This is a genomic window from Gillisia sp. JM1 (assembly GCF_000424645.1).
Taxonomy (GTDB): Bacteria; Bacteroidota; Bacteroidia; order Flavobacteriales; family Flavobacteriaceae; genus Gillisia.
Window position 1 is genome coordinate 172,608 of sequence record NZ_KE384218.1, and the last position, 22,932, is coordinate 195,539.

Here is a 22,932-nt window from a genome sequence, read left to right on the forward strand (position 1 = left end):
GAGAAAGAATTATCTTACAGTTTTGATTTTTAATTGGCCAGCATAATTTATTCCATTTAACTCTAGGTTTCTAAAAATAAAAAGACCTAAGACCTAATCTATTTATCTCCTGAAATTGCTGTTTTATAATAGCATAATATAAAAAAGGCTTGTTTAATATAGCTTTAAATCATTGAAATTCAAATAACTGTAAAGACCTTAGAAAATATTTTTGAGAGAGTATTACATGGAATTAAATGTCCTTTTAAAATTTCTTAGGAGTAAAATAAGGTGAAATAAGTAACCACTGTAACAGGAAGAGAAGCGATCATTAAGATAATAAATACCCTATGAAGCTTTCTGTATATTAAGGCTTTTTTAAGTTTAGATTTGAATTCAATATCTGCTGAAGAATCTATTTGACTTTTAATCGCCCCTAATGAAACATTTGAGGAATCTACCAAAATTTCTTTTTGTAAGAATAATAGCGCACTGTTATCCAATAGACGAAAGCTCACCGCTACAATGTAAAAGAACAAAGGAGAGAGTAAAAGAAAGATGGCCGTATAGTCGTTGTAAGCATCCACAGTGTCTACGAATATACTAGTTTGTTAATGATAATTCAATGACTTTATCAATAATTCGGTCATTTTCATTAATAATACGTTGAAATTCATTCGTTCCAAAAAGTTGTTCTGCCATAACTGCTTTTATATATTTCTTTAAAAGTGGTTGATAATTATTGATCTTCATTGGTACATTCTGACTTTTCAGGTACGCTAAAAAGTTCTCTGCAGTCTCATCTGTAACTACTTCGTCAGTGTAAAACTCATTCCATGAAAGAGCGTTGTAAAATGCTCGTTTTTTATCTAATTCTTCAAAAACAAATCGACTAAAAAGGCCCATTCTAAGAGCATAGGTAATATTTTCTCGCTCCATGTCGGTGTTTTTGGCTACGAAGATATCTGGAATTATTCCTCCTCCACCATACACGATTTTGCCGCCAGGTGTTACGTAACGTAAGGAGTCGGTTACATGAATACTATCTGCAGTTGCCATTTCCCCGTTTTTATATCTTCGGATATAGTCGTTAAAATAGGCTTCATTTCCCATTTCATAAGATTTCTGAATCGATCTTCCTGTTGGAGTGTAATATCTTGCAATAGTTAATCTCACTGCGCTTCCATCTCCTAATTCCATCTCTCTTTGCACAAGGCCTTTTCCATAAGAGCGTCTTCCAATAATAGTCCCGCGGTCGTTATCTTGAAAAGCACCCGCAACAATTTCACTTGCAGAAGCTGAGTTTTCATTAATGAGAACGAAAAGCTTATTCTTCTCAAAAGCTCCTTTTTTATTAGAAAAAGTTTCTTCGATATCACCTTTCTTATTCTTGGTAAATAAAATTAACTGCCCGTCTTCTAAAAATTCATCAACAATATTAATAGCTTCTGAAAGGTATCCTCCTGGATTATCCCTAAGATCAATAGCAATTTGAGTAGCGCCCTGTTTTTTTAATTTATTAAGACCTGTTTTAAATTCTTGGTAAGTGGTTTCAGAGAAACGATTTACCTTTATATATCCCAAATCAGAATTCAGCATGTAAGCAGCGTCCACACTTTTTAATGGAACTCTAGACCTGGTTACATTAAATTTTAAAAGCTTTTTTAAGCCTTTGCGTAAAACAGTAAGTGTAACCCTGGAATCCTCTGTGCCTTTTAATTGAGCAATAATAGAATCGTTGCTTATTTGCTTGCTATAAAGTTGTTTGTCGTTAGCGTATAGAATCCTATCTCCTCCTTTAATTCCTAACTTCTCGCTAGGCCCACCCGTCATTGCCTGGATTACAACGATGGTGTCTTGTACATTGTAAAAACTCACCCCAATCCCCACAAAATCCCCTTGCATATTTTCGGTTACTCCGGCATATTCATTTTTGGGGATATATACAGAATGCGGATCTAGATTTTCCAAAATTCTATTTACAGTGACATCTACAATACTATCTGTATTTACATCATCTACATACTCGTAGTCTATATAATCTATAAGCCTATTGAGTTTTTCTTTTTTGGCATTAGAAGAAAAAAGCCCTTTTTGGTCTGGGGTAAAATCTAACTTGGAGCCAAGTAGAACTCCTACGGCACAAGCTAGTCCTAGTAATAAAGGGAGATATATTTTGTGTTTTTTCTTCAATTGTCTAGTTCTGTTACCTGGTTTAATTCTATTCCGGCTTTTTCTAAAAACTCTAATCCGGTGTTGTCTTTATATCCAATTTCGTACACAATTCTGGTAATACCCGCTTGATGAATCAATTTACTGCATTCCTTACAAGGGGACATGGTTATGTAAAGTGTTGCGCCTTGACAAGATTGTGTAGAGGAGGCAACCTTTAAAATCGCATTAGCTTCCGCATGCAGCACATACCACTTTGTATAGCCTTCATCATCTTCACAGTAATTTTCAAAACCTGAAGGAGTACCGTTATATCCGTCGGAAATAATCATTCTATCTTTCACAATAAGCGCACCAACTTGTTTGCGTTTACAATGTGAAAGTTTTCCCCATTCATTTGCTATTCTTAAATAAGCTTTATCAAATTTTAACTGCTTTTCTTTCTGCATTTTTTTAAATAAATTCTTTCTCAATATTATAGTTAAGCATCAAAACAAAAAGCTTGCTAAAATATTGTAAGACAAGGATTAAAACAATTTATAGGCGTTAAATTTTTACCAAACGGCTAGAATAGTATCTTTTAAAATAGGTAATAAAACACCAATTACAATTGCTGAAATTACTAAAATCCAGTCTCTTCTGGTTACACGAAACACATTTTGAAGAATAAAAGATGCTATTAAGACAGCGATCACCACGATAATTTGCGCTGCTTCAATCCCAAGAGCGAATTCTAAAAGCGGAAAAAACTTACTAGAAGAATCTGGGAAGATCATTTTAAAATATCTCGAAAAGCCTAACCCGTGTATTATTCCGAAGAAAGCGGTGCTAAAATAGAGAACATTAATATTTCTTTGATGCTCTCTTTTCTTGGCAGAAAGTATATTATAAAATGCTGTAAAGAGGATCGTTAAGGCTATTAATAGCTCCACCCAAGAGGCAGTTACTCTTACCACGTCATACACTGCCAAAAACAGAGAGAGCGTGTGCCCAAGAGTGAAAATGCTTACTAGCCATAAAACTCGTTTCCAGCTGCTTAATGAGTAGGCTGCAACCAAAACGACAATAAATAAAATATGATCGTAGGCCAACCAATCTAAAACATGTTCTAGACCTAATCTAAAATATAACCAAAATTCAGACATATAGTGGGGGTGATAAGATCCGAAATTACAATTATTTCTTCACTTGTCAAATGAATGGACTCTCTTAAAATGGAATAGGAATAACCAACTTTAAACGGGTATTCTATAAAGTAAATTTTATTTTAATCTGGAGCTTTCAGTTTATAAATTCCTTTTAAAAATTATAATAACTAACCTCAAAAACCAGAGTTATTTGCTCCAATAAATTTTAACTGCAGAGATAATTGGCAATTCAAGCCTAACTTCTGGAAGTAGTTGAAATTCATTCTTCATATAAAATTTTAAAGGAGATTTGTAAATGGATCCATTTGTTTTAGGGTTGTGCTTATGATCTATAACCCAACCATTTAAATTTTCATTCCTCTTTTTAGCAGTATTAAGGAGAATAGTTCCAATTCCTTTTTTCTGAATAGAATCATCCAAGATCATGGCAAACCAAATTTCATTATCCCTTTTGAAGTCTGAATACCATCCTAAAATAGTGTCTAACTCATCTTTAACTAAGACATGGTATGATTCCGATAGCTTATTGAGATAGGCTTCAAATTCTTCCATTTTTGAATAAGCTAAACTTTTTGGATATTCTTGATTCCAAAGTTTAAAAATTGCTTGTTTTTCTATTACGGAAAGATTTTTAGTTTCTATAAACTTCATGGATGTAGAAAGATAAATACTTATAAATATAACACAAATAAAAGGCAAGAGGTTAAGGGGATTGATATAATTGGGAGTTAACTTATTTAATTATATTGTTTTACGGAAATCCGTAAGGAACCCAATCCAAAGAATCTTAATTTTGATTAAGCTTCTATTAAAAGGGACATATTTAATAGTGCTGGTTTTGGAAAGAGATTATACTTGTAGGGAAGCGTGATTTCCAGAAAATACCGGCACTTTTTTATTATCCTCCAATAGAGGTAAATTCTAAGTTCAACTAAAATAAACATCATTTGGAGCTAGCCCCAGAGATTAGAGATGTGCTAGTAGAAATTTATGCGTTTTTAGGGAGCCTTGCTTAAAGCATTTATGCAATATCAAAACTTAACAAGTAGTTGTAAAGTTTCACTACAATGTTGATGGCATTTCATCCCTTTCGGGGTTTTCTTTGAAGGCGTAGCCGAAAAAGAAAACCCCGAAAGGGTCAGATAAAAAAGTTGATTATTTTTGTTTTACCACAAATAAAAATAATTATGCAACAAATCTATCATTTCAATGCCACTACGAATATAAATATTCGTACCCAAATTCAAACCAATTCTGCTACAAATTCCGAATTGGCATCAAGGTTCAACGTTTCCAAACAAACTATTTCAAAATGGAAAAACAGGGATTTCGTCCAAGATGTTTCCTGTGCGCCCCATAACATTATATATGCTTTGACCGATTTGGAAAAAGCGCTTGCCATAAGTTTGAGGAGTTCCACGTGGCTACCCATTGATGAGGTCTGGGAATCTTTGTTGGAGGGTAACCCGGCAATTTCAAGAAGTTCTGTCTACCGTTGTTTTGTGAAGGAAAACATCAATAAAGTACCTCAGGAAAAGAGGGATATTGCCAAAAAATTCAAAGCCTACAAACCAGGGTACCTACATATAGATGTAACCTATTTGCCCAAATTCGAAGGGCAGTCATATTATTTATTTGTGGCAATAGATAGGGCCACCAGGACTATGTTCTATGAGGTCTATGAAAACAAAAAGGCTGAGAGCACAGAAGATTTCATGGACAAATGCCTGGATTTCTTTCCGGTCCATATCAGTCATATCTTAACCGATAATGGACTTGAATTCACCAACAGGCTTATTATGTCCAAAAAAGGAAAACTTTGTGACAAGCCTTCTAAAATGGATGTGAAATGCATGAAGAACAACATTGAACATAGGCTTACAAAACCAGCAACACCAAAAACGAACGGTATGGTGGAAAGAGCCAACGGAACGATTAAAAACAATACCATCCTAAAAATAAAATATCAAAACAAACAGCAGATGGGGAAGGATATGATGGAGTTCCTGTGCTACTATAATTTGTACAGGAGGCATGGTTCTTTGAGAAAAGAACTTAATGTGAAAACTCCTTTTCAAGCAGTTGAAAAATGGTACAAAATAGAACCTGAATTATTTAAAACAACACCCAATGAATTTAAAAATAAAATCCTAAGTTTACAATCTGATCTTAATCAACTTCCATCAACAACCTTGTGAAACTCGACAAGTAGTCATTAAAGTTCTAAAAGAATTTTTTCAGAAATCGAAACTGAAGACCCGATCATTCCATATTCAGAAACCACTTTAATTATAAATTAAATAATAATAGCAAACGAAAGGATCCTTAAGAGGAAATTTCTCGGGAATTGGAAGCAATGGTAAGGAAAATATCTGTGATTATGCTGTAACCTTTAACATAATAAACACGACCAAACCTATGCTGATAATTAAGAACAAAAATTCTGAGGTGCGTATTAAACTATCCTTTCATATTATGATTTTTTAAGGCAGGGTAGAATAAAAATTTGGGAAGACTAATTAAGTCTACAATTAAAGTTGGATCGAAAATTTTAATTAAGGTATGGGGGGAAATCCCTCATTTTTGACATCTAGTTAGAACTTCCAGAATTTTAAGATAAAAATGTCTGGTTTTATGTTGTGAATGATAATTTTTTTATAATTTTGCCGTCCACTTGCTCGAGTGGCGGAATCGGTAGACGCGCTGGATTCAAAATCCAGTATTTTCGGATGTGCGGGTTCAAGTCCCGCCTCGAGTACTTTTAACATATCAAATTACACCAAAACCCTATAAACCTCAATGTTTATAGGGTTTTTCTTTTTTCTTGATATCATTTGATACCGTTTGAATACAACTAAAAGGTGTCTAATTCGGGGACACTTTTAATTATCTTCTAGGTGTCCCCGAATTACCTTTAAGTGACTGTTAAAGAAAGCCTTACGTGTTTTTTGTTGTTTATTTTTAGCTAAATTTAATCCAAATCTAAAGCTAGAAAAGATGCAAAATTTACTATCTATATTATTTTTTATAAGAAAGAGCAAAGAAAAAAATGCTGATCAGGCCACAGTATATCTGCGAATCACCTACGAGGGCAGAAGAGTCGAGTTAAGTACATTGAGAAAAGTTTCTCTCCTAAAGTGGAATTCAAAAGCTAATAAAGTGAGTGGATCCTCCGCAGAAGCAAAACAAGTGAATCGGAATCTTGATATAATCAGAAATAGAATTCATGAAATCTATCAGAAATTTTTGGATAAAGGGGAGGATATATCTGCTATAAAAATAAAAAATGAGTTCTTAGGTAATAATGAAGATAGTAAATTCATCCTTGAAATGTTCGAAGATCATAATGTGAAGATGGAACAACTGGTTGGAAAGGAATACTCTTTCCGAACTCTTCAAAGATATAAAACAACGCAAAAGCATCTCGCCGCTTTTATTTCTTCCGATTTGAAAATGAAGGATTATCCAGTGAAGGATATTGATACTAAATTCATTAATAGCTTTATATATTATTTAAAAACGGCTCTTAACCAGTCTCATAATACAGCCGTCAAATATCTTGCATACCTAAAAAAAATTGTGAGAGTAGCATATGCTAATGGTTGGCTAGAGAAAGATCCGTTTTATAATTTCAAATTAAAACTAAAAATAATAGATCGCGAGTTCTTAACTAAAGATGAAATTATTAAAATAATGGAAAAGAAATTCACTATTCAACGAATTGAAAACGTGAGAGATATTTTTCTGTTTTCCTGTTATACCGGCCTGGCGTATTCTGATGTTTTTAAGCTAACTGCCGATGATATTGTTAAAGGCAATGATGGAAATCAATGGATTAAAATAAAAAGAACCAAAACGAAATCATTAAGTAGCATCCCTATTCTCCCAGTTGCAGAAAGACTAATAGAAAAATATAAGGACTTAGAAAGCCCAAACGGAAAACTACTACCAGTATATTCGAACCAAAAAATGAATAGTTATTTAAAAGAAATAGCTGATAGTTGTGGCATCAAAAAAAACCTGACATTTCATATGGCCAGACATACTTTTGCAACTACAGTAACTTTATCGAATGGTGTACCTATAGAATCAGTAAGTAAAATGCTTGGACATCGCTCCTTAAAAGTAACTCAACAATACGCTAAAATCCTTGATGAGAAATTGAGTGAGGATATGGATTTATTAAAGAAAAGAATTTCTATGCAAGAAAATGGAGATATCTAAAGCTGTTAATTTTAATGACTATTGGATGAATACAACTCCATTAGATTTAATTTTAGATAATTAGATGAGACAATCAAAAATATTTTCTTTTTTAATAATATGATTACCAGTTTATTTGAAAACCATCAGAATTTTTTCCTGCATTAGACTTTTTTTGTTGTTTTTCCGAATTTCTTCAAAAACATCAAGAACTCAAAATCAAACAATTAGCAACATCTAATATGCACAAACGTTATGAATGATCTCATTTAATATCAAATTGCACTATTCTCAATCAAATTTAATTATCTATAAATATTATTCAATGAATATAGATTTTATTTATCTTTAATCGATGATTTGTCAGTACATTTTTTATATCTCATTATTTTTAAATGCGATTTGAAAGAACTGTTTTAAGTTGATGAGATTCCAGATTTAGATGAAAATTGAAAGCACATATATACGGGTGGGGGTCAGTTATTATAAAATAGTTGAAGCACCAACAATTGCAGGACAGGTAAATGAAATACTAGTTTCTTGGAACATCGAAACTATTAGGCAGGATCACGGAAAAACATTTTTGGCAAGTATTCCGAAATTTGATGGCTTTACTTGTATCCCAGATCATTTAAATTTCCAATCTACCTATAATAACTTCTACAATACGTACTCTCCGCTGAGTCACAATATCCTAAGTGGAGACTGTCCTAAATCTCTTGAATTCGTAAAACATATTTTTGGTGATCACTATGAATTGGGACTGGATTACCTGCAACTTTTATATACGAAACCAATTCAAATACTTCCCATTCTTTGTCTGGTTTCCCGGGAACGATCCACGGGGAAAAGCACTTTTCTAAAATGGCTCAAACAGATCTTTGAAAATAACCTGACCTATCTCACCAATGAAAGTTTCAGCAGTCAATTCAATTCCGATTGGGCAAACAAGTTACTGATCTGTATCGATGAAGTCTTGTTCAATAAAGAAGAACTAACAGAGCGGATCAAATATTTAAGCACCACCAATTATAATAAACTTGAAAAAAAGGGAATAGACAGGCGGGAAGTAGAATTCTTTGGCAAGTTTATCCTCTGCAGTAACAACGAAGAAAACTTTATAAAAATAGATCATCATGAAACCCGGTTCTGGGTTTTAAAAATTCCTACGGTTAAAAAGGAAATTACTGGTTTTTTAGAGGCATTGGAAAAGGAAATTCCCGCGTTTTTATATTTACTTCAGAATAGATCGCTACATAGTCCGCATCAAACGCGCATGTGGTTCACACCCAAACAAATTGAAACTCCCGCCCTAACTAAACTGGTTCAGAACAATCGAAACAGGGTAGAGAAGGAGCTAGCCAGCATTTTACTTATGGTGATGGAAAATCACGATCTCGAAGAAATTAAATTCTGCCCGATGGATATATTAAATGCTTTGAGCAAAACAAGGATCAGAACAGATTTGACACAGATAAGGAAAATTCTAAAGAAAGACTGGAAACTTGAAAATATTGCCAATTCGAATCGCTATCAAAAGTTCACACTTTGGTCAGATGGCAGTACGAATCTTTCAGATGCTAAAGGACGCTATTTCACTACAAATAAAATTTTCCTCTTAGAGAATTTTGAAGATCAAGATTAAGACTGAATTATAGAAATAAAAAGAGAAATGATGAATTGATGACAAAACGATGACAGTGAAACCCTCGATTTCAGAAGGGATTTCAGAGGTTGTCATCGTTTCATCAAAAGGAAGCTGATTTTTCTGGTAAACACTTTTTAAATTTTCTCTTTTTTTGATGAAACGATGACAGAATCTTTTTAGACTAGTAATAGTAAGGCTTAAGGCTGTCATCGTTTTGTCATCAAACTGTCATCAAAAAAAAAGTGATGACAAAAAGATGATGAAAAGGTGAAAATAGGTGCACCATCAAAGGAGCACATTTTTAAATAAAAAAAATGCTATTGAAAAAAAAATAAATAGGATTTTCTATTAAGTAATTCAAATCAAGTAAATAAATAATTAAAGCAAAGAGAAATGAACTTAAGAAGAATAACCTGCGAAAGAGCTCGAAATCTTTCCATCGTAAAAACGCTGGCAAGATTCGGGCACTTTCCAAACAGGACAATGGAGAAAGAAGCCTGGTTTCTGAGTCCCCTTCGGTCAGAAACGCAGGCCTCTTTCAAGGTTTCTTTGATTTTGAACAGATGGTATGACCATGGTATAGGAAAGGGCGGAAATGGGCTGGATTTGATTGTAGCCATGAGAAAGTGTTCGGTTAAACAAGCTTTAGAATTTCTAAACAAGGAAAGAGATCTTTTTTCTTTTCAGCAGCCAATTTTAAAAAAGGAAAACCCTCTAAAAATTGAACTTATCGAAGTGAAACCAATACAACATCAGGCTTTGATTCAGTATTTGGGTTCCAGGAAAATTTCAATAAAAACAGCGCAACTATACTGTAAAGAAATTGAGTACAGCTTCAAAGTGAAAAAGTATTTCGCCCTAGGACTAAAAAACCATCTGGGGGGATGGGAACTTCGGAATAAATTCTTCAAAACATCTACTTCTCCAAAAGCTTATACTTATTTAAAGAACGATTCAGATCAATTAATTCTCTTAGAAGGAATGTTTGACTTGTTATCACTGGCTGAATTATCTCCTGATGAGTTTATAAATTCAGATGTGATCGTTTTAAACTCACTCTCTTTTTTAAAACCAGTTTCCAATTTGTTTGAAAATTATAAGGAAGTTGATCTGTATTTGGATAATGATACAGCCGGAATTAAATTTTCGAAAGAACTGATTCAATACTATAAAAACATTAAAGATAAAAGTAACCTCTTTGGAGGTTATAAAGACCTCAATGAAAAGTTGATTTCAGTCAGAAGTATAAATAGAGTGAATTCTAAAATACAATTGAAAATGTAAAAGCCACAAGGGAGATTTCATTTGGGATAGCAAAGCAAGATGTGTCATTGTCATGACAATCTTGCTTTGCTCCCGGAGGTTGCAAAGTATTTTTTAAAAAAGGAAAAGAAAAAATGAAAAGGGAATACATCCAGATACGCTGCTCGATCTACGAGAAGAAGCTACTCAAAAACAGAGCGGCCAAAGCAGGCATTTCCCTTTCAGAATATCTGCGTTCTACTGCATTTCAGAAAAATATTGTAGAGCGTATCACTCAAGAGCAGTTGGAATGTTATCAGCTACTCGTGCAATACAAAAACAACTTTAGCCGGATCAGCAATATGTTTAAAAAAGGGAATCCTCAGCTGGCTAAAGAAGTAAAACAGTTGTCGGAAGAGATAAGAACACATTTAAATAATTTCAAAAAATGATCGGCAAGGGACATTCCATAGCAAGAACGGGAGCATCTATAGATTATGGATGGAACCAGGAAAAGGATGCCGAAGTTGTCCTAAAGGAATACCTGGCCGGGGATACTCCCCAGGAAATTACCGAGGAGTTCAAAATCATCCAATCGCAAAATGAACGATGCATTAATAATACCTTGAGCTTTATACTTAGCCCGACCATAGAAGATGGAAAGGACCTAAGCGTAAAAGACTTGGAAGAACTCTCTAAAAAGTTTTTAAAGGAGATGAATTTACAAAACAACCAGTCCATTGGGTTTGTTCACCGGGATAAAGAACATACCCATGTTCATATCTATACCAACCGAATCGGTTTTGATGGAAAGGCGTACAACGACAGCTTTATTGGAAAAAGAAGTCAGCTAGCCGCAGATAATGTAGCAAAAGAGCTAGGCCTTACCAGAGTCAGAGAAGTGCAACAAGAAAAATTACAGGAATTAAATCCTCAGCGACTGGCAATTAAACAAATCAATGACAGGGTTTTGGAAACCAGGCCTAAATCATTGGATGAATATATTAATAAAATGAAGGAGAATCAGGTAACAGTAATTCCAAGTATCAATAAATCAAATCAGTTGCAAGGCTTCCGATTTGAATATAAAGGGATCAACTTAAAAGGAAGTGATGTTCATAGATCTATGACTGGTGGTAAACTCATTGGAGAAATTACTAGAAATTCAGCATACACAAGAATGAAAGAAGTACCCAACAGTTTGAAACTGATGGATAAAACAGTTCAAGTCAGCGCTAATATGGCAACAAGTATAGCTAAAAGCTTAGTGAAACAAGTAATAAAACGAAGCTTAGATACTGGAATAGGATTTTAAAAAATTAAAGGAATGAAAAAGCTAGACGAAATTATGGAACTCATGGCCGATGAGATGGCCGACTTTAAAGTAGCAATTTTGGAACTCGAACTGCTTTCAAAACAACTCTTAAAAATAAGTATTCCGATTACAACAGAAGCACTCGAAAAGAACCTGAACATTTTCTTGGAAAAACAGGAAGAAGAAAATAGGTTGAAAGATGAAGTTCTCAAAGAAATAGAGAAGAAGCTAAAACACGCCAGAATAATTCCGAATTACCTGTTGATCCTATTCGGAACACTTGGAATAATTGCATTAAGTTTATTGGGTTATTTTGGATATACCGCCAGAGCATTAGAGAAAGAGAAGTTTGAAATTTACCGAATAATCTTGGAATCAGAGAATGATAGTTATCAGCAATATCTTTCTATAAATCCTGAAATTAAAGATGATTATTGCGAGTGGCTGGAAGGAAAAAAGTAGGATTTGTCATGACAATTGACCTTGCCGCAAATTTTACTAAATTTACAGTAAATGATTCCGTAACCCCCCATAAAATGGTGATTTTTTACTGTAACCTATACATCATAAGTAGAATGCGCCCTATGCTGTTTTTATTTAACGCTTAACTTCCCGTACGCTATAAAAACAGCACAGGATCCATGCGCAGGTTAGTTATGGTAGATATGGGGCTGAAAATTTGAAATATTAAAATATCTATCGGATATAAAATATTGCCTTCTCTATTTACCGTTATTCCATTTATGAGCAAAAAATATCGATGTAATATTAAAAGCAGCATACATGTCGCTTATTACTGGCGGAATAGTTATATTTGTCGTAAATAAGCGACTTAATGAATTCAAAAAAAGCTATTCTGTTACCTAAATATCAAAAAGTATTCGATAAAATTGGGGAGAATATCAAACTAGCACGTAAACGTAGAAAGCTAACTGCCGAACAAGTTTCAGAACGTGCGGGCATACACAGAGCAACCCTACATCGTGTTGAAAAAGGTGACCCAGCGGTTTCTATAGGTATTTATTTCAATGTTTTAAAAGTGCTTAATCTAGAAGGTGACTTTGCAAAGTTAGCCGGGGATGATGCTTTTGGTCGAAAACTTCAAGACCTTGATTTACTATAAGCTATGGGAGGAGGAAAATTTGACATATATGTATATGCTGATTGGATAGGATTAGACGGACCTATACTTATAGGAATACTTTCTGCTCATTTTGCAAAAGCAAAAAAAGCATTCAGTTTTGAATACAATAAAGATTGGTTAGAAAAAGACTTATATCATTTACTCGATCCAGATATTGAATTCTATTCCGGGCCACAATATCCTACAGAAAAGGAAAATTTCGGAATCTTTTTGGATAGTATGCCAGATACTTGGGGTAAAACCTTAATGAAGCGCAGAGAAGCACAAAATGCTAGAGCACGGGGAGAAAAAGCAAAAACACTTTATGAATTGGATTATTTATTAGGTGTCTATGATGAAACCCGAATGGGTGCATTACGATTTAAAACAAATCCAGACGCTGCGTTTTTAGACGACGATGATCTAAGCCCAACACCACCTTGGTCATCCATAGGTGATTTGCAGGAAGCTGTAAACCACTTAGAAAATGATACACAAAGTGATACTATCAGACAATGGATAGCAGTGCTTATTGCGCCAGGATCTTCTTTAGGTGGCGCTAGGCCCAAAGCAAATATTTTAGGAATGAATAAGGAGCTTTGGATTGCAAAATTTCCATCGAAAACAGACACTGTAGATAAGGCTGCTTGGGAGTTTTTAGCCTATAAACTAGCTATTTCTTGCGGTATTGATATGGCAGAATCAAAGATTGAACGTATTTCTGGGCAATACCATACATTTTTGACTAAACGCTTTGACCGTGATAATGGCAGTCGTATTCATTTTGCATCTGCAATGACAATGACTGGCAATACCGAAGAAACACTCAAAACAGTAACGCCTAGTTATCTGGAACTAATTGATGTCATAGAAACTTATGGAACTAATGTACAGGAAAACTTACATCAACTGTGGCGTAGAATTATTTTTAATATAGCAATTTCAAACACAGATGACCATTTGCGCAATCACGGATTTATATTAAAAGAAAAAGGATGGGTGCTTTCCCCTGCTTACGATCTCAATCCGTCTACAGAAAAAGATGGTCTTGCCCTAAATATTGATATGGATGATAATGCGCTGGATTACAATCTAGCAAAGAGTGTAGGTGAGTTTTTCCGCTTAAACGAAATCGAAATGGACCAAATCATTGATGAGGTTTTAAGGGTAGTAAAGGATTGGGGAATTATCGCAAAGCAAATCGGGATATCAAATAAGGAGCAACAATTAATGGAGAACGCATTTAAGCTTACTGTATAAGATATGTGTCAACTCCCATTTTTGGCAAAACTATGTCTGGCGAAATGCATGATAAGTTTTTCCTAGTCTCAGCTTTAATAACCACTTTTTCTAAATATATATTAAGTTTTCTTGTAACTGAATTTGTTTTCCCGAATATTTTTCACGCGCAAGGCTAATTATGGGGGCTGCAAATTCTAATTTTCTTATATACCTATTCGGGTATAATATCGTTCGGAAATTACAAAATATACCTTTTCAGGTATAAAAATCAAATTTTCCTATATTACACCCTTAAAGGTATAATTATGGAAGATTGGAATCGTAATAACCCTATAAGTGAATATGTGCGAAAGCAGCGGAAAGCTAGTAAAATGACCCAAATAGAGCTCTCCGATTTAACTGGTGTAGGGCTGCGATTTGTTCGCGATATGGAACAAGGAAAGCCCAATTTGATGACTAATAAGGTAAATCAGGTATTGCTATTTTTTGGAACTACATTAAAACCACAACCTATAACCAATGAGACAAACTAAAATTTTAATAGATAAATAATTAGCTAGAAAACTCACAGAGAACGATGAGGCTGTTTTTTTATTTGCCCTTATTCTATTACATTTCTAGCCAAAATTCACCCTTATTCTGTTACAATAGCTTTTTATCTCCAAATCAAAAAACAGCATTTATTGCATTGATAAAACTTAAATCTGAGATTTTAAAAAATAAAATTAAATCTAATTTCTCAAGTAGAAAGCATATTGTCTTGAATTGTTTTGAGAAACTTTTGCTTAATTAACTGCGGTCTCATTCCCTAGCTTCGTAAAATTAAAAGTTGCGATTAAGTGTCTTTTTAACCAAAATTTATTTGTTTAAAGCAAGATTTGTCATCACACTTGACTTTGCCGCAAAATATCCACTATTTGCGTCAAATGCCCCGAAAATCCCTATAAAACCATCATTATTTGCGTCAAATCTCAAACCAGAAATGACTTGAATTTCTATCTATTAAAAGGAAAGAGTTTGAGCTAGCTTTCGATAAGCAACTCTACAATCTTCCTTTAAACTGATAATTTCTTACTGTGACATAGAGATCATAATTACTTTGCGCCCTATGCTGTTTTAATTTGTACTTAACTTCCCGTACGCTATAAAAAAAAGCACAGGAATTACACGCAAGGCTAGCTATGGTCGATGTGAACCTGAAAAATTAAATTATCGTATAAATACTAGGGTATAAAAGATTTTCTACTTTCTATTTGCTCTTATTCTGTTACATTAATATTCGAAATTAACCTTTACTCTGTTATAATATAACTATTTGTATCTAATTATCTGAATATTGAGTTACAAAGGAAGAGAAAACAAATATTCTGTTATCGCTAATAAAATACTCAGAATGCAGTAGAGTTTTTAACTTTTTAACGTAATTTTGAATTTTCATCTATCGGAATAACCCCTAGATTATATCAAAATTCTCTACAAAGTATTAATAGAAAACAATATTTTTTTGCAAAATTTTAAAACTAAATTAGTTTTTAGTCTCATCATAGTATTTTTGGGTTCTGGTTTTGCTTTGCAGGCTCAGGAATACAGTTTTGGTTTAAAAGGAGGAATGAATTACAGCGTAGATAAGAATTCAGCTGAAATCGTGGAGTTGCCGACTGGCATTATAGAATACGTAGAACCTGGAGTAGGTTTTCAAGGGGGAGTGTTTTTCGAACTCTCTTTTAATAAATTTTTTGTCCGACCTGAAGTCGTGTACAGCACCTCTTCAGGTCAATTTAATTTTCCTTCCAGTTTTAAATACACAATTAATAAGATAAGTGTACCTCTATTACTGGGTTATAATATTTGGGGACCCCTTGATATTTATGCCGGACCAGCCTATCAAAATATTTTGAGTAATAAACTTGAAAACTATAATGGACCGCTGGAGAGTTTGCAAGGCTCTTTGGCTGGCCAGCTGGGAATCAAATACGCATACAAAAAGATAGAAATCGATTTGCGTTATGACTTTACCCTAGATTCATCTAAAAACCAGGCTCTAAGGATTCCGAGTCTGGCAGCAACTCCTCCCAACGTACCAAATGCCCTGATGGATGATGGACGTCTCAACCGCCTTTTGCTCAGCCTGAGCTTTAAATTATTTGACAGTGAAAATCCGGGGAAAAGCAAAACGAGTTGTTATTTTTAAAAATCCTCTTTTAGCTATAAAGTCATAGTGGCGTTCTAGTTTTTCAATCAAATTAGATTTAACTGTTGCAGACTTATTCTCAAGTAAATATTCAAATAGTGAGCTAATTTTTTTTCTGCCGTTTTTGAAATAATTGTTTTTCTAGTCATTATCTATGTTTCGACATAAATGTTTCATAATCAGTGATTTTATCTCCCTTAATTTCTAATGAAGTTTTTTAAATTTCTCCTATACGGTCAGTATTTAAGTTATCTAAAAAATCACAGGACTTTTCCTTCTTGAAGATTTATTTAATTGATTGAATAATTCAAATATTGTTGGTCTTCAGCGACATATTACTAATTCTATTTACTCAGCTTGAATATCGGTTTTTAATCTTTTATAAAAATAAGGATTCTTCCATAAAACGAACTTGAATATTGGTTGTTTGAAATGCTGCTCAACTTGTTTTATTTGTGTTGATAAGCAATAAGAAAAAAAACAATGAAAATTAACAATTAACTAAAAGAAGCCTATAGTTCACTCCTCACTCCTCACTCCTCACTGCCTACAGCCACAATAAACGTAAGTAGTTAGTGCAAAATTTGCACATACTGCCCAAGATGGAAAAATATTTTTCAGAATGGTTTTGCATATTTACAGAATAAAAAAAGCGATTGTAACTATAAAGATAGACGAATTCAACAGGGGTGGGAAAGCTATATTAGAAATCCTTAAGATTTTTTCTAAAGATAAAGAAGGCGAAAAAGTAGCACTAGCATTTGAGGAAAAAACAATCCAATTTTTAGATCTCCTAGGCAATTCCCTGAAATAGGATCAATAGAGCTTAAAGAAAAGCATTCGTGAATTCGTGGCAAGTTTAAGGTTTAATAGATATTTCGAGACTCCTCCAGAGCCGCTACCGAAATTATTGGCTTGGTTTTTTTGGTACTTGAATTCTGAAAAATCGATATTTACTGGTATACTTGATATTTGCGGATAATCGATTTTGGCAACTGACACTTATCAATTAATTTGATAATTCACGGATCTCCTCTTTAAGTTCAAGCAAATGTCTTTTTACAATTACCCAAACTATTGCATTATCGATACTATCATATGCGTGAACCAGTCGATTTCTAAATCCAATAATCTGTTTATCGTTTTTAATTGGTAAATCTAATTCAGTCTGTTTTAATTTATTTAAGGCTTCTCCTATTATTACTAATTGTCTTTCAACCGCACTTTGTGTTTTTAAGTCCTTTTGATATAAGTTGAAATCTGTTGTGTCAGCTATAAAATTTTCAATCAAGTCGATAGCCATAAGTATATCAGAGAGATACTTCTTGCCTTTTTCCGTCATAAATCAAAATTTTTGTAGCATCAATATTTTTTCTTAGGATTGGATTTTTTAGGGAAGACTGAGTCAACAAATCCACTTTTCTTTGGAAGAATTCTTCTAATTTATCCCAGATAGCTAAAAGTTTTTCTCCTCTTTCTAAAGGATCATTTTCCTCAATTTCAATCAATAAATCTATATCACTTGAATTTTCATCAAATAGATCTGTAGTAGCAGAACCAAATGCATATAAATTTTTCACATTATATAATTTACATAATGTGGTAAAATCAATCAGTTTAGCCTGTATGCTATCTTTAATTTTCATAAAGCTAATATAATCTTTTCTGATGAAACGTAATTACTGATTCTGTATGTGTAATTAGCTTGTTGCTAACGTGTTTCAATTGTAACATTTTTAAAATTTGTATTTGCTGCTAAATGTTAAGATTATTCATTAAATAACTGGTTTATAGGCTATTGAGTAACACGGAAACAATTGGGGTGTAGGATTAAACAACTATTGTTAAATAATGTTAATATATTCGCGGCTTGAGAACTAGTATGATTTCTCTTGTTCTTTTCGAAGCCCTATTCCGAAATATTTTAGCCGAATGTTAACTCACAATTTTGTGAAGAATAATAGAATACTATGCCGTGGTTTGTAATATGTACGAAGTTTAAATCGGAATTTAAAGTGGCAGAAACTTTAGAAAACAATGGTTTTGAGGTTTACTGTCCAAGCATTACTAGAGAGCGCCAATGGAGCGATCGAAAAAAAAGGGTTAAAACCCCCTTGTTCAATTCCTTTGTATTCATCAATATTGCCGAAAATTCCCGGGAGAAGGTTTTCGAGTTTATCAATAATTCCCGATACCTTTTCTGGCTAAGAAAACCTGCAGTTGTGAGGGATTCTGAAATTGAAGTTTTAAAGGAATGGATGAGCAATGATCAGGTGGATGAAGCTCGGGTTTCAGCAATTAGCGCTGGCGATAAAATAATTATTGCAAACGGTAATTTTAAAGAACAAGAAGCTGTTGTTAAGGAGATTGGGAAACAACGAATGAAGTTGATCCTGCCTTTATTGGGCTTTACCATCAATGTTAAAATTAAAGAAATCTTATAATTTTCGAACTTGAAATAATGTTAATAAAATTAACATTTTATGTTAGTGCTTTGTTAACAGAATTTTTAGATTTGCCGACTTGAAAAATCATTGTTTTTATGAGATTACGGAATCCCGTAATAGGCATCATTTAAATATTAATAGTTTTGCATTTTGTTACAAAAGGCAAAAAAACATATAGAATAGCTAAGCCCAGGAAATGGGACTTAGAACGGCGTAGCCTTGAGATTAGCCAACTAAATAAATTATTTCTTCTTTTGTTAGCCCTACTTCAAAAGATAAATTATCCTACTTATCAAATGCAGCAGTTTATACACGTCCTCCTAACAGGAGGTGTTGGAAGCAGGTTATGGCCCCTTTCCAGGCAATCACGGCCTAAACAATATCTACAACTTTTTTCTAATTTTTCTTTATTTGAATTAGCTGTTCAAAGAAATTCAGCTTTTTCAAACGGACTTGTTGTGGTTGGGAATCAACAAAACAATTCTTTATCTGAAGCCAGCTTAAAAAAGTTAGAAATAACAGATTATACCAACATCGTTGAAACTACCCCTCGTAACACCGCTCCCGCAATTGCCTTTGCTGCTTTTGCTGTAGCACCGGAAAGTGTCCTATTAATTACTCCTGCAGATCATATTATAAAGGAAGGTGAAGAATATGATATTGCGGTGAAAAGAGCAATAGAACTTGCCAATGATGGTTCTATTGTAACTTTCGGTATCTCTCCATCTAAACCTGAAACCGGTTATGGCTATATAGAGCATGATAAGGAGAATGTAATTTCTTTCAGAGAAAAGCCGAATAAAGAAGATGCATGCGAATTTATTGAAAGCGGAAATTTTCTATGGAATAGCGGAATGTTTTGTGTGAAAGCAGGAATTTTTCAGGAAGAACTTAAGAAATATGCGCCAGAGGTGTATGCTAAATCTTATGAAGCTTGGAAAGAATCAAAAAATGGGGTATTGGATCTTCAGGCTTCCTTAAAAATTCCATCTATCAGTATAGATTATGCGCTGATGGAAAATAGCGACAAAATAAAAGTTGTGAAGTCAAATTTCGAATGGAGTGATATGGGGAGTTTTGAAGCTGTGTATGATCATTTAAAAGAAAATGGACAGCCGATAGATGAGTATGGCAATATGGTGATAGGAAGTGAAAAATTCACAGCTTTTGTAGGTATGGAAAACTCTATCCTCGTTTGTACCGAAGATGCTAATTTGGTTTTGATGAAAGAAGATTCGCAAAAAGTAAAAGATGTCTATCAAACCCTGGAGAAATCAGAGTCTCCACTAATTAAATAAATTATGGAACACGATGTAAGACCCTGGGGTCAATATTGGGTGATGGAAGACGCTCCAAAACATAAGGTAAAAAGAATAGAAGTGAATCCGGGAGGTCGTCTTTCTTATCAGTATCACCACAAGAGAGCTGAGGTTTGGACAATTGTTGATGGAGTTGGGAGAATCACTTTAGATGGAGAAGTAAAAGATTATAAAGCCGGGGAAGTTGCAATTATTCCTTTAGGCGCAAAACATAGAATTGAAAACCCATTTGAGGAAAATTTAGTGTTTGTAGAGGTACAGCACGGAACCTATTTTGGGGAAGACGACATAGTTAGAATTGAAGACGATTATAATAGAAATTAAATAATCCGCGGAATCTGCTTTAATCCGCGTAATGTAAGAATAGAATGAGTAAAATAGCATTAATAACCGGAGTAACTGGTCAAGATGGAGCTTATTTAAGTGAGTTCCTATTGAAAAAAGGATATATAGTTCACGGACTTAAACGTCGTGCTTCTCAGTTTAATACCGATAGAATAGATCATTTATATCAGGATCCACATGAGGAAGATCAAAGATTTATTCTTCATTATGGTGATATGACAGATAGTACTAATCTAATTAGACTTATCCAGGAAATTCAACCAGATGAAATTTATAATCTGGCAGCAATGAGCCATGTACATGTTTCCTTCGAGATTCCTGAGTATACTGGGAATGCAGATGGATTGGGAACTTTAAGATTATTAGAAGCTGTTAGGATTCTAGGATTAGAGAAGAAAACGAGGATCTATCAAGCTTCGACTTCAGAATTATACGGAAAAGTTCAGGAAGTTCCACAATCGGAAACTACTCCTTTCTATCCAAGAAGTCCGTATGCAGTTGCAAAAATGTATGCTTACTGGATCACGGTAAATTATCGTGAAGCCTATGGAATGTATGCTTGTAATGGTATCTTGTTCAACCATGAATCGCCTATTAGAGGAGAGACCTTTGTTACCCGTAAGATCACCAGAGCAACTTCTAGGATTGCCTTAGGATTACAGGATAAATTCTATTTAGGGAATTTAGATGCCCAAAGAGATTGGGGTCATGCAAAAGATTATGTAAGGATGATGTGGATGATCCTTCAGGCTCCAGAAGCTGAAGATTGGGTCATCGCAACAGGAAAAACAACTCCAGTTAGAGATTTCGTTAGAATGAGTTTTGCTGAAGTAGGAATAGAACTGGGATTTAAAGGTGAAGGTTTAGATGAAAAGGCCTTTGTGAAGTCTTGTAAAAATCCAGATTTCCAATTGGAAATAGGAAAAGAAGTTCTTTCTGTGGATCCTAAGTATTTTAGACCAACAGAAGTGGAGCTTTTAATTGGAGATGCGACCAAAGCAAATACGAAATTAGGCTGGACCCCAGAATATGATCTAACAGATCTTGTAAAAGATATGATGGAGAGTGATGTAAAACTGATGCAAAAAGAACAACATTTACAGGAAGGTGGCTACAATGTTTTAAATTATTTCGAATAAAACGCAAATAGATTACACTGATTATAACGGATTACGCTGATGAGTAAATTACTTTTTGAAGAGGAAACGTTTAAGATAATTGGTGATTGTATGAGAGTGCACAAAAATCTTGGAAGTGGTTTTCTTGAGTCTGTTTATCAGGAGGTTTTGGCTAAAGAATTTACGAAGGAAGAAATCCCTTTTGAAGAACAGAAAAAGCTGAATCTATTTTATGAAAACGAAAAGCTGGACAAATATTTTAAAGCTGACTTTTTATGCTACGATAAGATAATAGTCGAATTAAAATCTGTATCGTTTTTAAATAAAAGCCTGGAAAGCCAGGTGATTAATTACCTCAAAGCAACCAATAAAGAAGTCGGATTGCTAGTTAATTTTGGAGAGAAAAGCTTGAAGTGGAAACGCTTTATAAACTCTCATCACTCATAGAACAATCCGCGGAATCCTTTTTAAAAATCCGTGAAATCAAAAATTATGGAACATAATTCGAAAATATACATCGCCGGCCACCGCGGCATGGTAGGCTCAGCGATCTGGAGAGCATTAACAGCTAAAGGTTATACAAACCTAATAGGTAGAACTAGTGCGGAATTAGACTTGAAAAACCAACAGACGGTTAAAGATTTTTTTAATTCTGAAAAACCTGAAGTGGTTATTGATGCTGCTGCCAGAGTGGGAGGGATACTTGCAAACTCTGAATATCCTTACCAGTTCTTAATGGAGAATTTGCAGATACAGAATAACCTTATAGACACTGCTCATAAAACAGAAGTTGAAAAGTTTATCTTTTTAGGAAGTTCTTGTATCTACCCAAAGCTAGCTCCACAACCTTTGAAGGAGGAATATTTGTTGACTGGCAGTTTGGAGCCAACTAACGAATGGTACGCAATTGCAAAGATAGCAGGAGTTAAAGCTTGCGAAGCGATTAGAAAGCAATTTGGAAAAGATTATGTAAGCCTGATGCCAACTAACCTTTATGGGATCCATGATAATTTCGATCTAAAAACTTCCCATGTATTACCCGCGATGATTCGTAAGTTTCATGAGGCAAAGATGAATAGTGAGCCTGTCGAACTATGGGGTTCTGGAACTCCAATGAGAGAATTTTTACATGTAGATGATATGGCAGATGCAGTGGTGTTCGCATTGGAAAACAAATTACCGGAACACTTATATAATATAGGGACCGGTAAGGATCTAACTATAAAAGAACTGGCAGAAACCATTCAAAAAGTTGTTGGTCATAAGGGTGAAATTCTTTGGGACGATTCTAAACCTGATGGCACTCCCCGCAAACTGATGAATGTAGATAAGATGAAAACTGCCGGATGGAAGGCGTCTATTGATTTAGAAGAAGGAATTAAAACTACATATAAATGGTTTTTGAAGAATAGTGAGAATTACAAGCAGATAAAGTTATAA

At 34.1% G+C, this 22,932-nt stretch carries 24 protein-coding genes and 1 tRNA gene; 18 read left to right on the plus strand and 7 right to left on the minus strand.

All coding sequences use genetic code 11. The features are described from left to right. Positions 1 to 254: 254 nt before the first annotated feature. The 5 genes from H033_RS21965 to H033_RS0104080 all read right to left on the minus strand — a co-directional run bounded on the left by H033_RS21965 (position 255) and on the right by H033_RS0104080 (position 3,950). On the minus strand, positions 255 to 443 hold the full coding sequence (locus H033_RS21965) for a hypothetical protein (protein ID WP_231367542.1): 189 nt from the start codon (positions 441 to 443) through the stop codon (positions 255 to 257). 139 nt (positions 444 to 582) lie between these two features. Further along, a complete protein-coding gene (locus H033_RS0104065) occupies positions 583 to 2,172 on the minus strand; it encodes a S41 family peptidase (protein WP_026837142.1) in 1,590 nt (529 codons plus the stop codon). Continuing rightward, on the minus strand, positions 2,169 to 2,600 hold the full coding sequence (locus H033_RS0104070) for a deoxycytidylate deaminase (protein ID WP_026837143.1): 432 nt from the start codon (positions 2,598 to 2,600) through the stop codon (positions 2,169 to 2,171). Before H033_RS0104070 ends, H033_RS0104065 begins: the two co-directional genes overlap by 4 nt. Before the next feature lie 105 nt (positions 2,601 to 2,705). After that, positions 2,706 to 3,296: a HupE/UreJ family protein gene (locus H033_RS0104075; RefSeq protein ID WP_026837144.1), complete on the minus strand. Its 591-nt coding sequence runs from the start codon at positions 3,294 to 3,296 to the stop codon at positions 2,706 to 2,708. 189 nt (positions 3,297 to 3,485) lie between these two features. After that, positions 3,486 to 3,950, minus strand: coding sequence for a GNAT family N-acetyltransferase (locus H033_RS0104080; protein WP_026837145.1), 465 nt, complete (start codon positions 3,948 to 3,950; stop codon positions 3,486 to 3,488). 536 nt (positions 3,951 to 4,486) lie between these two features. Between H033_RS0104080 and H033_RS0104085 the strand changes: the two genes are divergently transcribed. From H033_RS0104085 to H033_RS0104150, 12 genes are all read left to right on the plus strand, one after another. Next, the gene (locus tag H033_RS0104085; RefSeq protein WP_026836997.1) at positions 4,487 to 5,497 is read left to right on the plus strand and encodes a DDE-type integrase/transposase/recombinase; all 1,011 of its coding nucleotides are present in this window, start codon (positions 4,487 to 4,489) and stop codon (positions 5,495 to 5,497) included. A gap of 478 nt (positions 5,498 to 5,975) precedes the next feature. Then, positions 5,976 to 6,057 (plus strand) — tRNA-Leu (locus H033_RS0104090). Positions 6,058 to 6,296: 239 nt separating this feature from the next. Continuing rightward, positions 6,297 to 7,523: a site-specific integrase gene (locus tag H033_RS0104095; protein ID WP_026837146.1), complete on the plus strand. Its 1,227-nt coding sequence runs from the start codon at positions 6,297 to 6,299 to the stop codon at positions 7,521 to 7,523. A gap of 421 nt (positions 7,524 to 7,944) precedes the next feature. Further along, the gene (locus tag H033_RS0104100) at positions 7,945 to 9,147 is read left to right on the plus strand and encodes a primase-helicase family protein (RefSeq protein WP_026837147.1); all 1,203 of its coding nucleotides are present in this window, start codon (positions 7,945 to 7,947) and stop codon (positions 9,145 to 9,147) included. Between the two features lie 396 nt (positions 9,148 to 9,543). Beyond that, positions 9,544 to 10,434: a toprim domain-containing protein gene (locus H033_RS19540; protein WP_051227780.1), complete on the plus strand. Its 891-nt coding sequence runs from the start codon at positions 9,544 to 9,546 to the stop codon at positions 10,432 to 10,434. 113 nt (positions 10,435 to 10,547) lie between these two features. After that, positions 10,548 to 10,844, plus strand: coding sequence for a mobilization protein MbpA (mbpA, locus tag H033_RS0104115; protein ID WP_026837148.1), 297 nt, complete (start codon positions 10,548 to 10,550; stop codon positions 10,842 to 10,844). After that, positions 10,841 to 11,707 carry a relaxase/mobilization nuclease domain-containing protein gene (locus H033_RS0104120; RefSeq protein WP_026837149.1) on the plus strand — a complete coding sequence of 289 codons (867 nt, stop codon included), beginning with the start codon at positions 10,841 to 10,843 and terminating at the stop codon, positions 11,705 to 11,707. Before mbpA ends, H033_RS0104120 begins: the two co-directional genes overlap by 4 nt. Positions 11,708 to 11,719: 12 nt before the next feature. After that, complete coding sequence (locus H033_RS0104125) at positions 11,720 to 12,169, plus strand: DUF6730 family protein (protein ID WP_026837150.1); 450 nt, start codon at positions 11,720 to 11,722, stop codon at positions 12,167 to 12,169. 373 nt (positions 12,170 to 12,542) lie between these two features. Continuing rightward, a complete protein-coding gene (locus tag H033_RS0104130; protein WP_026837151.1) occupies positions 12,543 to 12,830 on the plus strand; it encodes a helix-turn-helix domain-containing protein in 288 nt (95 codons plus the stop codon). A gap of 3 nt (positions 12,831 to 12,833) precedes the next feature. Then, complete coding sequence (locus tag H033_RS0104135) at positions 12,834 to 14,090, plus strand: type II toxin-antitoxin system HipA family toxin (RefSeq protein WP_026837152.1); 1,257 nt, start codon at positions 12,834 to 12,836, stop codon at positions 14,088 to 14,090. 287 nt (positions 14,091 to 14,377) lie between these two features. Further along, positions 14,378 to 14,605: a helix-turn-helix transcriptional regulator gene (locus tag H033_RS0104140; protein WP_026837153.1), complete on the plus strand. Its 228-nt coding sequence runs from the start codon at positions 14,378 to 14,380 to the stop codon at positions 14,603 to 14,605. A gap of 971 nt (positions 14,606 to 15,576) precedes the next feature. Continuing rightward, the gene (locus tag H033_RS0104150) at positions 15,577 to 16,263 is read left to right on the plus strand and encodes an outer membrane beta-barrel protein (protein WP_196809418.1); all 687 of its coding nucleotides are present in this window, start codon (positions 15,577 to 15,579) and stop codon (positions 16,261 to 16,263) included. 1,009 nt (positions 16,264 to 17,272) lie between these two features. On the opposite strand, the gene H033_RS0104160 is transcribed toward H033_RS0104150, so the two are convergent. Both H033_RS0104160 and H033_RS0104165 read right to left on the minus strand, forming a co-directional pair. Further along, positions 17,273 to 17,605, minus strand: coding sequence for a DUF86 domain-containing protein (locus H033_RS0104160; RefSeq protein ID WP_026837156.1), 333 nt, complete (start codon positions 17,603 to 17,605; stop codon positions 17,273 to 17,275). Then, entirely contained in the window at positions 17,574 to 17,909 is a 336-nt protein-coding gene (locus tag H033_RS0104165; RefSeq protein ID WP_026837157.1) for a nucleotidyltransferase family protein, read from the minus strand. Before H033_RS0104165 ends, H033_RS0104160 begins: the two co-directional genes overlap by 32 nt. Positions 17,910 to 18,233: 324 nt before the next feature. Between H033_RS0104165 and H033_RS0104170 the strand changes: the two genes are divergently transcribed. The 6 genes from H033_RS0104170 to H033_RS0104195 all read left to right on the plus strand — a co-directional run bounded on the left by H033_RS0104170 (position 18,234) and on the right by H033_RS0104195 (position 22,932). Continuing rightward, the gene (locus H033_RS0104170; protein ID WP_026837158.1) at positions 18,234 to 18,707 is read left to right on the plus strand and encodes a UpxY family transcription antiterminator; all 474 of its coding nucleotides are present in this window, start codon (positions 18,234 to 18,236) and stop codon (positions 18,705 to 18,707) included. A gap of 299 nt (positions 18,708 to 19,006) precedes the next feature. Beyond that, positions 19,007 to 20,008, plus strand: a complete 1,002-nt coding sequence (locus H033_RS0104175; RefSeq protein WP_026837159.1) for a mannose-1-phosphate guanylyltransferase — start codon at positions 19,007 to 19,009, stop codon at positions 20,006 to 20,008. A 3-nt stretch (positions 20,009 to 20,011) separates the two neighbouring features. Further along, complete coding sequence (locus H033_RS0104180; protein WP_026837160.1) at positions 20,012 to 20,353, plus strand: phosphomannose isomerase type II C-terminal cupin domain; 342 nt, start codon at positions 20,012 to 20,014, stop codon at positions 20,351 to 20,353. 44 nt (positions 20,354 to 20,397) lie between these two features. Continuing rightward, complete coding sequence (gmd, locus tag H033_RS0104185; protein WP_026837161.1) at positions 20,398 to 21,513, plus strand: GDP-mannose 4,6-dehydratase; 1,116 nt, start codon at positions 20,398 to 20,400, stop codon at positions 21,511 to 21,513. Positions 21,514 to 21,552: 39 nt separating this feature from the next. Next, the gene (locus H033_RS0104190; protein WP_026837162.1) at positions 21,553 to 21,939 is read left to right on the plus strand and encodes a GxxExxY protein; all 387 of its coding nucleotides are present in this window, start codon (positions 21,553 to 21,555) and stop codon (positions 21,937 to 21,939) included. 45 nt (positions 21,940 to 21,984) lie between these two features. Then, positions 21,985 to 22,932 (plus strand): GDP-L-fucose synthase family protein, encoded by a 948-nt coding sequence (locus tag H033_RS0104195; RefSeq protein ID WP_026837163.1) that lies wholly within the window; start codon positions 21,985 to 21,987, stop codon positions 22,930 to 22,932.

Bases quoted from the DNA above. Each gene is read 5' to 3' on its own strand.
- H033_RS0104135 (WP_026837152.1), top strand. From the start codon at position 12,834: ATGGGAGGAGGAAAATTTGACATATATGTATATGCTGATTGGATAGGA.
- H033_RS0104085 (WP_026836997.1), top strand. From the start codon at position 4,487: ATGCAACAAATCTATCATTTCAATGCCACTACGAATATAAATATTCGT.
- H033_RS0104120 (WP_026837149.1), top strand. From the start codon at position 10,841: ATGATCGGCAAGGGACATTCCATAGCAAGAACGGGAGCATCTATAGAT.
- H033_RS0104180 (WP_026837160.1), top strand. From the start codon at position 20,012: ATGGAACACGATGTAAGACCCTGGGGTCAATATTGGGTGATGGAAGAC.
- H033_RS0104125 (WP_026837150.1), top strand. From the start codon at position 11,720: ATGAAAAAGCTAGACGAAATTATGGAACTCATGGCCGATGAGATGGCC.
- gmd (WP_026837161.1), top strand. From the start codon at position 20,398: ATGAGTAAAATAGCATTAATAACCGGAGTAACTGGTCAAGATGGAGCT.
- H033_RS0104100 (WP_026837147.1), top strand. From the start codon at position 7,945: ATGAAAATTGAAAGCACATATATACGGGTGGGGGTCAGTTATTATAAA.
- H033_RS0104080 (WP_026837145.1), bottom strand. From the start codon at position 3,950: ATGAAGTTTATAGAAACTAAAAATCTTTCCGTAATAGAAAAACAAGCA.
- H033_RS0104130 (WP_026837151.1), top strand. From the start codon at position 12,543: ATGAATTCAAAAAAAGCTATTCTGTTACCTAAATATCAAAAAGTATTC.
- H033_RS0104095 (WP_026837146.1), top strand. From the start codon at position 6,297: ATGCAAAATTTACTATCTATATTATTTTTTATAAGAAAGAGCAAAGAA.
- H033_RS0104175 (WP_026837159.1), top strand. From the start codon at position 19,007: ATGCAGCAGTTTATACACGTCCTCCTAACAGGAGGTGTTGGAAGCAGG.
- H033_RS0104170 (WP_026837158.1), top strand. From the start codon at position 18,234: ATGCCGTGGTTTGTAATATGTACGAAGTTTAAATCGGAATTTAAAGTG.
- H033_RS0104070 (WP_026837143.1), bottom strand. From the start codon at position 2,600: ATGCAGAAAGAAAAGCAGTTAAAATTTGATAAAGCTTATTTAAGAATA.
- mbpA (WP_026837148.1), top strand. From the start codon at position 10,548: ATGAAAAGGGAATACATCCAGATACGCTGCTCGATCTACGAGAAGAAG.
- H033_RS0104075 (WP_026837144.1), bottom strand. From the start codon at position 3,296: ATGTCTGAATTTTGGTTATATTTTAGATTAGGTCTAGAACATGTTTTA.
- H033_RS0104140 (WP_026837153.1), top strand. From the start codon at position 14,378: ATGGAAGATTGGAATCGTAATAACCCTATAAGTGAATATGTGCGAAAG.
- H033_RS0104190 (WP_026837162.1), top strand. From the start codon at position 21,553: ATGAGTAAATTACTTTTTGAAGAGGAAACGTTTAAGATAATTGGTGAT.
- H033_RS0104165 (WP_026837157.1), bottom strand. From the start codon at position 17,909: ATGAAAATTAAAGATAGCATACAGGCTAAACTGATTGATTTTACCACA.
- H033_RS19540 (WP_051227780.1), top strand. From the start codon at position 9,544: ATGAACTTAAGAAGAATAACCTGCGAAAGAGCTCGAAATCTTTCCATC.
- H033_RS0104195 (WP_026837163.1), top strand. From the start codon at position 21,985: ATGGAACATAATTCGAAAATATACATCGCCGGCCACCGCGGCATGGTA.
- H033_RS0104160 (WP_026837156.1), bottom strand. From the start codon at position 17,605: ATGACGGAAAAAGGCAAGAAGTATCTCTCTGATATACTTATGGCTATC.